Annotated in this window: 9 protein-coding genes; 3 read left to right on the forward strand and 6 right to left on the reverse strand. The window is 63.7% G+C overall.

All coding sequences use genetic code 11. The features are described from left to right. Positions 1–1113: class I tRNA ligase family protein (locus tag ABY403_RS09170; protein WP_372840483.1), on the reverse strand; the 1113-nt coding region annotated here is incomplete at its 3' end. Positions 1114–1328: 215 nt separating this feature from the next. Between ABY403_RS09170 and ABY403_RS09175 the strand changes: the two genes are divergently transcribed. The 3 genes from ABY403_RS09175 (at position 1329) to ABY403_RS09185 (ending at position 5049) form a co-directional block, all read left to right on the forward strand. Then, positions 1329–1736, forward strand: a complete 408-nt coding sequence (locus ABY403_RS09175) for a group III truncated hemoglobin (RefSeq protein ID WP_372840485.1) — start codon at positions 1329–1331, stop codon at positions 1734–1736. A gap of 128 nt (positions 1737–1864) precedes the next feature. After that, on the forward strand, positions 1865–4078 hold the full coding sequence (locus ABY403_RS09180) for a 4Fe-4S binding protein (protein WP_372840486.1): 2214 nt from the start codon (positions 1865–1867) through the stop codon (positions 4076–4078). A gap of 29 nt (positions 4079–4107) precedes the next feature. Beyond that, positions 4108–5049 (forward strand): FAD:protein FMN transferase, encoded by a 942-nt coding sequence (locus ABY403_RS09185; RefSeq protein ID WP_372840487.1) that lies wholly within the window; start codon positions 4108–4110, stop codon positions 5047–5049. Between the two features lie 55 nt (positions 5050–5104). On the opposite strand, the gene ABY403_RS09190 is transcribed toward ABY403_RS09185, so the two are convergent. The 5 genes from ABY403_RS09190 to ABY403_RS09210 form a co-directional block, all read right to left on the reverse strand. Then, entirely contained in the window at positions 5105–5881 is a 777-nt protein-coding gene (locus tag ABY403_RS09190; RefSeq protein ID WP_372840488.1) for an enoyl-CoA hydratase-related protein, read from the reverse strand. A gap of 67 nt (positions 5882–5948) precedes the next feature. After that, positions 5949–6401: a cytochrome c-type biogenesis protein CcmH gene (locus ABY403_RS09195; protein WP_372840492.1), complete on the reverse strand. Its 453-nt coding sequence runs from the start codon at positions 6399–6401 to the stop codon at positions 5949–5951. A gap of 7 nt (positions 6402–6408) precedes the next feature. Continuing rightward, positions 6409–8370, reverse strand: a complete 1962-nt coding sequence (locus tag ABY403_RS09200; RefSeq protein ID WP_372840489.1) for a heme lyase CcmF/NrfE family subunit — start codon at positions 8368–8370, stop codon at positions 6409–6411. A gap of 166 nt (positions 8371–8536) precedes the next feature. Continuing rightward, on the reverse strand, positions 8537–9019 hold the full coding sequence (locus ABY403_RS09205) for a holin family protein (protein ID WP_372840490.1): 483 nt from the start codon (positions 9017–9019) through the stop codon (positions 8537–8539). Then, a partial coding sequence (locus ABY403_RS09210) for a putative peptidoglycan-binding domain-containing protein (RefSeq protein ID WP_372840491.1) occupies positions 9010–9415 on the reverse strand: 406 nt, incomplete at its 5' end. The genes ABY403_RS09210 and ABY403_RS09205, both read right to left, overlap by 10 nt.

The raw sequence follows: 9415 nt of genomic DNA on the forward strand, positions 1-9415 counted from the left end.
CTTGACGCCGATCTGATAGTCGTCGTCGCCGTGGCTGGGGGCTGTGTGCACAAAGCCGGTGCCGGTATCGTCGGTAACGTGATCGCCCGGCAGCAGGGGCACATCATAATCCCACTCTGCCCCGCCCTCGGCCACGCCGCGAAGGGGGTGGGCAAGGGTCAGCCCTGCCAATTCCGCGGCACTGACGCGGCGCAGCATCGAACACCCGTCAACCTTCGCCGCCTTGAATACTTCGCCCGCCAGTTTGTCGGCCAGCACCAACTTTTCACCGACCTTCGCGGTAGAGCCTTCGGCCAGCGCCTCGACCTCGTAGAGGCCATATTCGATGGTGGGGTTGAAGCAGACCGCGCGGTTTTGCGGGATCGTCCAAGGAGTGGTGGTCCAGATGACGACGGAAGCATCGGCAAGATCAGCGGGCACCACGGTGCCTTCAGCGCCGCTCTGCTTTACCCCGAACCGCACCCAGATCGTGTGGCTGGTGTGGTCGTGGTATTCAACCTCGGCCTCGGCCAGCGCGGTCTTTTCCACCGGCGACCACATCACAGGCTTGGAGCCCTGATAAAGCGACCCGTTCATCAGGATCTTCATGAACTCTTCGGCGATCACCGCCTCGGCATGAAAATCCATCGTCAGGTATGGTGCTTCCCATTTGCCGGTGACGCCAAGGCGCTTGAACTCTTCGCGCTGCACATCGACCCAAGATTCGGCAAAGCGGCGACATTCCTGACGGAAGGCGACCTTATCGACATCATCCTTGTTTTCGCCGCGGGCGCGGTATTGCTCTTCGATTTTCCACTCGATCGGCAGGCCGTGGCAATCCCAGCCCGGCACATAGCGGGAATCAAAGCCCATCATCTGGCGGCTGCGCACCACCATGTCTTTCAGAACCTTGTTCAGCGCATGGCCGATGTGCAGATGGCCGTTGGCATAGGGCGGGCCGTCGTGCAGCACAAAGAGCGGGCGTCCGGTCTGCTCGCGCAGCCGGTCATAGATGCCGATCTCTTCCCAGCGGGCAAGCCAGGCGGGTTCGCGGTCGGGCAGACCCGCGCGCATCGGGAAATCGGTTTCGGGCAAAAAGACGGTCGAGCGGTAGTCGGGTGTGTCGGCACACATGGGGCATTCCTTCAAGACGGCGGCGCCTGCGGCGCCAGGGGCATGGCGGCTTTTCCCGGCAGCTCTGGTATCAGAGCGCCGGGCCGGTAATTCGTGCCGTGATGCGTGCCAGCCGTGTCATTCCCGCCTTATAGGTGCGCGCCCAAGGCGCGTAAAGAGCGCCCGCCCTTGCACAGCCCCCACGCCCCCCGCCATATTCGCAGCGAGGAGCGCAGATGCCAAACTTGCCCCAACGCATCGCCGTGACACCGGCCGATATCGAACGCGTGGTCACGCGGTTTTACGCGCGCACCCGCGTGCACCCCGTCTTGCGGCCGATCTTTGCGGCCCATGTTACAGACTGGCCCGCGCATGAGGCCAAGATCGTGCGCTTCTGGCGGGGGGCGATTCTGGGCGAAGCAGGCTACGAAGGCAGCCCGATGGTGGCGCACCGCCGCGCGGGCAACGTGCGGCCCGAGCATTTTGCAGTTTGGCTGGCGCTTTTCGACACGGTGTTGGTCGAATTGCTGGAACCAGAGCAAGCCGCGCAATGGTCGGCGTTGGCGCACCGGCTCGGGCGGGGCCTGCGGCTGGGGGTTGAAGATACCTCGCGCGACAAGGCCAGCCCACCACGACTTGGCTAAGCGGCCATACACGAAATGCGCGCAGAAATGTCGCACTGCGCCATGCATTTGTCAGTATGCGCTTGACGCGGATCGCGCTATGCCGCTCGCAATACTGCATCAGAACGACCATTCCGCAGGAGTTTCCCATGCCTCTTTTCCGAACACTTCGGGACTTCGCGCTTGGCGCTTTGCTGGCAGTATCGTCCGTTTTTCTTGCATTCCCAGTCGCGGCGCAAACCGACGAGCCGCAACTGCCAAAGTTCACCGCGGCATTTCCCGCATCAAGCCTCGTGCCCGAGGCCGACGCCTATGGCCCAATGCGCGAGGATATTCCGGTGATGCCGCTTTTGCGCGGTGACGAGACCATCGGTTATGCCTTCCTGAACTCGGACATCGTGTCGTCTATTGGCTATTCCAGCCGCCCCATCGACATTCTGGCAGCGATCTCACCCGATGCGGTGTTGATGGGCGCGTCGATGCGGCGGCAATCGGAACCGCTGCTGCAAAGCGGCACCCGCGCCCAAGACGCCCACACGCTGGTCCAAAGTTACGCGGGGCGCGACCTCAAGCCAGAGGCGATGCCGGGAGGGTCGGGCATCGACCGGCCCTATATTTCGGGGATTTCCACCTCGGTGCGCGTGATCGAAGATTCGCTGGTGCGCGCGGGCCTCAAGGTGGCGTTCACACTGGGGCTTGGCGGGCTGGAAATGCCGGCACGGCCCGAAGGGACTTATGACAGGGTCAACCCGGATGTGGCCGCGCCGGAAACGTGGCAGGAAATGCTGGACGCCGGCCTGTTGCAGCAGTTGACCCTGACAGTCGGCGCAGTCAACGAAGCGTTCGCCGCCCCCTACCAGCCCCCCGCCGCCGCGCAATATCCGCTGAAGCGCCCGCCCGAAGATCTGGTGATCGATCTTTACACCACTGTCATTTCCGTTCCCGGCATGTCCAGCAGGCTGCTGCGCGAAGTCGAGCAGCGCGACCTTGCCACCATGATCGAAGAGGGCGGATCGGCAATCATGATCGGCGCGCGGGGGCCCTATTCGTGGCGCGGCACGGCCTATCGGTACGACGGGCAGTATGACCGCATCGAGCTGATTCAGGACGGCAAGACGATCCGCTTCAACAGCCGCGATTATATGTCGATCTACCAGTTCCATGTCGAAGGCGCGCCGATCCTTGACGAAATCGGCCTGCTTGCGATTCCGGCCTTTGCCGAGTTCGACCCGACAAAGCCATGGCGCTTGCAACTGCTTGTGCAGCGCAACATGGGCGCTATCGACCGCGCCTATCTGACCTACGGCCTCGGTTTTGCGCTGCCCAGCAACTTCGTCATACCGGCCGAAATGACGCTAGAGCAATATGAGGCCGAGCAAGAGCGCGCCGCCAAGGTGGCAATGCGCAACGACATTTGGACCGCGCGAGCCCCCGAAATCGCCGGGCTTGCCGCGATGCTCGCGGTGCTGACCGCGGCTTTCTTCTTTCAGGGCTATCTGACGCGCTCGGCGCGGCTGACTTTTTGGTTCCGCATCGCGTATCTGTCCACAACGCTGGTATTTCTGGGTTGGTATTCCAACGCGCAGCTTTCGATCGTCAACCTGATGGCGCTACTGTCGTCGCTGCGCACCGGGTTCGAGTGGGATACCTTCACGATGGAGCCGATGACCTTCATCTTGTGGTTCTCGGTTGCTGCGGCGCTGATCTTCTGGGGACGCGGGGCTTATTGCGGCTGGCTTTGCCCCTTTGGCGCGCTGCAAGAATTGACCAACCGGCTGGCCAAGTTGCTGCGTATTCCGCAAGTGACCCTGCCTTGGGGGCTGAACGAGCGGCTCTGGGCTGTAAAATACATCATTTTCCTTGGGCTGTTCGGGGTCACGCTGACCTCGCTGGATACCGCTATTCGCTATGCCGAGGTCGAACCATTCCGCACCGCGATCACGCTCAAGTTCATGCGGGCGTGGCCATTTACGCTATACCTTTCGGTGCTGCTGTTCATCGGGCTGTTCGTCGAACGCTTCTATTGCCGCTATCTCTGCCCGCTTGGCGCGGCACTGGCGATTCCCGCGCGCATTCGCATGTTCGACTGGATCAAGCGCTATCGCGACTGCGGCAACCCGTGCCAGATCTGCTCGAATGAATGTATGGTGCAGTCGATCCATCCGACGGGCGAAATCAACCCCAACGAATGTCTGAGCTGTCTGCACTGTCAGGTGCAATACCAGTCGAAAACGGTCTGCCCGGTGGTCATCAAGCAGGTGAAGCGCCGCGACAAGATCGCAAGCGGTGTGCACGCGGTGGGTGCCGCGATGGAACGCACGCAACATGCCAATCACCCACATGCGGTAAAGGTGGCCGAATGAACACGCGCCCGAAACAGGGGAAAGCCCCGATGAACGCCGTCAACCGCCGCCGGTTTCTGACAATCTCTGCCGCCGCCGGGGTGTTTGGCACTGGTGCACTGTTGGGGCATCACGCGACCTCGCAACCGCTGTATCGCTGGGAGGGGGTGGCGCTTGGCACATCGGCCTCGATCACGCTGGCACACCCCGAAGCCAAGCGCATCGTCGCGCGCGCGCGCGCCGAAATCGCGCGGCTGGAAGGCGTGTTCAGCCTTTATCGCGCGGATTCAGCACTGAGTCGGCTAAACGCGACAGGCAAGCTCGATCAGCCGCCTTTCGAGCTGCTGGAATGTCTTTCGCTTTGCGGCACGGTGAATGCTGCGACGGACGGGCTGTTTGACCCGAGCGTGCAGCCGGTCTGGCGGCTATATGCCGACAGCTACGATCTGGGGCGCGCGCCCGACGCCGAGGCGCTGGCCACAGCGCAAGCGCTGGTGGGCTGGGGCGGGGTGCACGCAGACGCCGCGCGGGTCAGTTTTGCGCGGGCAGGCATGGCGCTAACGCTGAACGGCGTGGCGCAGGGCTTTATCGCCGACCGGGTGGCAGCCCTGCTGGCGTCGGAAGGGCTGCACAACATTCTGGTCGATACCGGCGAGATGCGGGCGCTTGGCGGGCATCCGCGGGGTGGCGCATGGCCGATATCGCTGGATGTCGATGGCCAAATCCTGCCCAAGGCGCTGCCGCTGCGCGATCTGGCCTTGGCATCTTCGGCGCCGCGCGGCACCACCTTTGACGATGCGCGCACGCAGGGCCATATCCTGAATCCCGCGACCGGTGCGCCCTCGGCCCAGCCTTGGCGGCTGGTCAGCGTGACCGCGCCGCAAGCGGCGTTGGCCGATGCGCTGAGCTCGGCCTTTTGCCTGATGACGCGCGAAGAAATCGCAACGGCGCTGACCGCCTTTCCCAGCGCGCGGCTGGTCTACCTCGGCTAATCCGCGCACTATTGGCGGTGTGCCTGCGCCTTGTTCGGGGCGCGGGCCGCGCGCGTCAGCGGCCTTCAAACACCGGCGGGCGCTTGGCCAGAAATGCCGTAACCCCTTCGGCAAAATCGCGGGTTCTGCCAAGCGTGCCCTGCAATTCGGCCTCAAGCGCCAATTGCGCGGCAAGCCCGTTGTCCGCCCCTTCCAGCATCGCCTGCCGTATCGCACGAAAGGCGCGTGTCGGCCCTGCGGCCAGATGCGCGGCACGGGCGCGCCAGTGGTGTTCAAAATCGACATCAGGCACGGCTTCCCAGATCATGCCCCAGTCGGCGGCCTGCCGTGCCGAAATCCGGTCAGCGAAAAGCGCGGCACCCATGGCACGCGCCTGCCCGACGAGGCGCGGCAGGAACCAAGTGCCACCGGCATCCGGCATCAGGCCGATGCGCGTGAATGCCTGCAAAAAGCTGGCGCTTTCGGCGGCGATTACCACGTCAGCCGCCAAGGCAAGGTTTGCACCCGCCCCCGCCGCCACGCCATTCACGGCGGCGATGACTGGAACCGGGCAGTCATGCATGGCGGCAAGCATGGGCGTGTATTCTTCGCGCAGCATCCGCTCCAGATCAAGGTTGCCGGCCTCGGCGCTGTCGCCCAGATCCTGCCCCGCGCAAAACGCGCGGCCCTCGCCTGTCAGCACCACCACGCGCGCCTCGTGCCCGGCGCGGTGCAGCGCTGCGGTGATTTCGGCGCGCATCGCGGTATTGAGCGCATTCATCACCTTGTCGCGCGCCAGCGTCACCACCGCCACGCCGTCGGCCAGATCGTACTGGATAGTCTGATAACTCATCGTCGCCTCCTGCCCCTTGGCGCGCCATGCTAGCGGCGCGCGCGCAGAGCAAAAGCGAAACCGCGCGTCACTCGTTCAGGATTTCGGCGACTTTGCGCGCCTCCTCGTCCGAAAGCGCGGCAGTGCCAGCCGCAGGGGCGGCCTTGCGACGCCGAAAATACACGGCCATCCCACCCAGCGCCAACAGCAGCGCCGTCGGGCCGGTGAGATAGAGGATCAAGTTGACCCCCTTCGCCTCGGGCTCGAACAGCACATATTCGCCGTAGCGCGCGGTGACGTAGTCGATCACTTCCCAGTTTTCGTCACCCGCCAGCAAACGTTCGCGCACCACCAGCCGCAGGTCACGCGAAATGGTGGCATTCGATTCGTCGATGTTCTCGCCTTGGCAGATCGGGCAGCGCAGCACCTTGGAAATATCGCGTGCGCGCGCTTCTAGTGCGGGGTCGGCCAGCACTTCGTCGGGCTGCACTGCAAGCGCGGGCCCGGCGAAAAGTGCAAGCATGAGCGTCAGGATTTTCAGCATTGCCTCACTCCGCCGGGGTTGGCTGAAGCGAGGCCGTCTTGCGCGCCCCCGCTGCCACGCGATAGCGCCGATCCGACAGGCTCAGCAACCCGCCCAGCGCCATCAGCATCGCACCAGCCCAGATCCAGTTGGCGAAGGGCCTGATGTAGGTGCGCACAGCCCAACCGCCATCGTCTTGCGGATCGCCCACCACCAGATAGATGTCGCGCCAGAGGCCGTTGTCGATATCAGCCTCGGTCGTGGGCATCGCTTGCACCGGATAGTAACGCTTTTCAGGGCGCAGCACTGTTACCAACTCGCCATCTTGGCGCACCGACATTACGGCGGTGTTAGAGGCGTAGTTCGGCCCCTGCACCCGGTCCACGCTATCAAGTGTGATTTCGTAGCCCGAGACCGTGAAGGGCACGCCCACTTGCGCCACGCGAATATCCTCGCTTTGCCAAGCGGTCAGCAGGCCGATGCCGATGAAGGTGACACCAAGGCCGCCATGCGCAAAGGCCTTGCCCCAGTCAGCGCGCGGCAGGCGCGCAAGCCGCGAAGGTGTGCGCGCCGCGCGAAGCCAAAGCTCGGACATTGCGCCGAATACCAGCCAACTGCCCAGCCCCGCCGCCACCAGCGCAGTGGCGGAGCGGTTCGTGCCAATCGCCCAGACGAGCGCGACCACGGCAAGCGCCAGCACAGCGGCCGGCCAGAGCGGACGCATGGCACGCGAAAGCGTCGCGCGCTTCCACGGCATGATTGCGCCGATCGGTAGCACGATCGCCAGCACCACCATGAAGGGCGTAAAGGCCTTGTCAAAGAACGGCGCACCAACCGACAGTTTGCGCGCCCAGAGAAGTTCAGCCACCAGCGGCCAGACGGTGCCCACGAACACCACCAGCGCCGCAATGGCGAGCAGGATGTTATTCAGCACCAGCGCGCTTTCACGACTGGCCAGTGCGAATACGCCGCGCCCCTGCATGGCTGTTGCGCGCGCGGCATAAAGCGTCAGCGCCCCGCCGACGAACAGCGCCAGAATCCCCAGAATGAAGATGCCGCGCTGCGGGTCAGAGGCGAAGCTGTGCACCGAGGTGATAACGCCCGAGCGCACGATGAACGTGCCGATCAACGAAAAGCCGAAGGCAAGGATCGCCAGAAGCACTGTCCAGCTTTTCAACGATTCGCGCTTTTCCACCACGATGGCCGAGTGCAGCAGCGCAGCCGCCAGCAGCCAAGGCATGAACGAGGCGTTTTCGACCGGGTCCCAGAACCAGAACCCGCCCCAACCAAGCTCGTAATAGGCCCACCAAGAACCGAGCGCGATGCCGATGGTCAGGAAAACCCATGCAGCCAGCGTCCACGGGCGCACCCAGCGCGCCCAGGCAGCATCGACGCGGCCTTCGATCAGCGCGGCAACGGCAAAGGAAAACGCCATGCTGAGCCCGACATAGCCGAGGTAAAGGAAGGGCGGATGGAACGCGAGCCCGGGGTCTTGCAGAAGCGGGTTGAGATCGCGGCCGTTGAAAGGCGCGACCACAAAGCGCGTAAACGGATTCGAGGTAAAGATGATGAAGATTAGAAAGGCTGCGCCAATAAGCCCTTGCACCGCCAAGACGCGCGCCCGAAGTCGCGCAGGCAGCGCCGCGCCAAACCAAGCCGCCGTTGCCCCGAAGCCTGCAAGGATCAACACCCAAAGCAGCATCGAGCCCTCATGGTTGCCCCAGACGCCCGAGACCTTGTAGAGCATCGGTTTGTCGGTGTGCGAGTTGGCATAGACCAATTGCAGCGAGAAATCCGAGGTTACGAAGGCCCAGGTCAAGGCAACGAACGAAAAGGCGATCAGCAGAAACTGCGCCGAGGCCGCAGGCTCGGCGACCGCCATCCAGCCGACCCACCCCTTCTGCGCGCCGATCAGCGGCACCAACGCCTGTATCAGTGCCACGCCAAGCGCCAGCACCAGCGCTAAATGCCCAAGTTCGTTCAGCATCGGGGACTCCCTCATCCGGAGCGGCGATCATAGGGGCAATGGCCGCGTAGGCCAAGGCCGTGCAGCGAGTTGACGCAGAGGTGATCGTGAAAAAGGGGGGCGGCTGCCCCCCTGATGCGCTGGCGCGCGATTTACCCCTAGCGTTATGTGGCGACAAGAAACCCCGTCAGGGCGCGATGCCGCTGCGCCATTCGCTGAGCGCCTGATTCTCATCACTCGTGCCGATCGGCGTGGTGGCGTGCGGGGGCTGCGCGCGGGTGCGGAAGTAATGCGCCTCGCGCGCCCCGAAGTAGAAGCTGACGATGCCACCCAATAGCCACCAAAGCGGCTCGGGCACATAGTCGAGGCCGACCATACGCTGGGCAAAACCCGTGGGGTCAACCATCGCGTAGATGAAAAGCGACAGGGTGCCCAGCGCCAGCAGTGGCCGTGGCAGGCGGTTCAACCCGTTCACGATGCGGTCGAAACTGCCGGGCCGCACATACTGAAACTCTGCCCCGTGTTCGTCGAGGGCGGCGATATAGGCGGCCTGATTTGCCTCCATCTGTTTGGTTGCATTGGGGGTGAACACCTCGGCCACGCTTACTGCGGCGTTAGCAAGGCTAGTGGCGGCCGCCGAACCGCCGACGACGCGCGCGATCAGCCCCATGCGGCCACCCTTGCGCGGTGCTGCGCCTCGGTCAGATGAAAGCGCGGAGAGATGAACTCTTCGGCGCGCTTGATCCAGCCGCCCTTGCCGCCATCGCTATTGCGCCGGGCGTATTTGCGGCTTTGCGGGCGGGCGTCAGCGATGCTGTAGTAATAGTTACGCCGTGCAATGCCGTAGGCATCGACGAAATGGTTCGGTGCCTTGGCAAAAGCGGCGGTTGCGGCGGCGGCGGTTTGCGGCCCGAGAACCCCGTCAACCGCCAGATCATGGCCCATTTCGTTCAGCAGTCGCTGCAAGATGCGGATCGCGCCGCCGCCTGCGTTGACATACATGTCAAACACGGTGGCTTGCAGCGGTTCGGGCAAGGCGGCAAGGTTTGCGGCCTCGAAATAGTGC

Source organism: Phaeovulum sp. (assembly GCF_041596715.1).
Lineage (GTDB): Bacteria > Pseudomonadota > Alphaproteobacteria > Rhodobacterales > Rhodobacteraceae > UBA6213.

What these genes read in the sequence shown, in the direction of transcription:
- ABY403_RS09205 (WP_372840490.1), bottom strand. Translation starts at nt 9,019, where the DNA reads ATGGGGCTGATCGCGCGCGTCGTCGGCGGTTCGGCGGCCGCCACTAGC.
- ABY403_RS09190 (WP_372840488.1), bottom strand. Translation starts at nt 5,881, where the DNA reads ATGAGTTATCAGACTATCCAGTACGATCTGGCCGACGGCGTGGCGGTG.
- ABY403_RS09185 (WP_372840487.1), top strand. Translation starts at nt 4,108, where the DNA reads ATGAACGCCGTCAACCGCCGCCGGTTTCTGACAATCTCTGCCGCCGCC.
- ABY403_RS09200 (WP_372840489.1), bottom strand. Translation starts at nt 8,370, where the DNA reads ATGCTGAACGAACTTGGGCATTTAGCGCTGGTGCTGGCGCTTGGCGTG.
- ABY403_RS09175 (WP_372840485.1), top strand. Translation starts at nt 1,329, where the DNA reads ATGCCAAACTTGCCCCAACGCATCGCCGTGACACCGGCCGATATCGAA.
- ABY403_RS09180 (WP_372840486.1), top strand. Translation starts at nt 1,865, where the DNA reads ATGCCTCTTTTCCGAACACTTCGGGACTTCGCGCTTGGCGCTTTGCTG.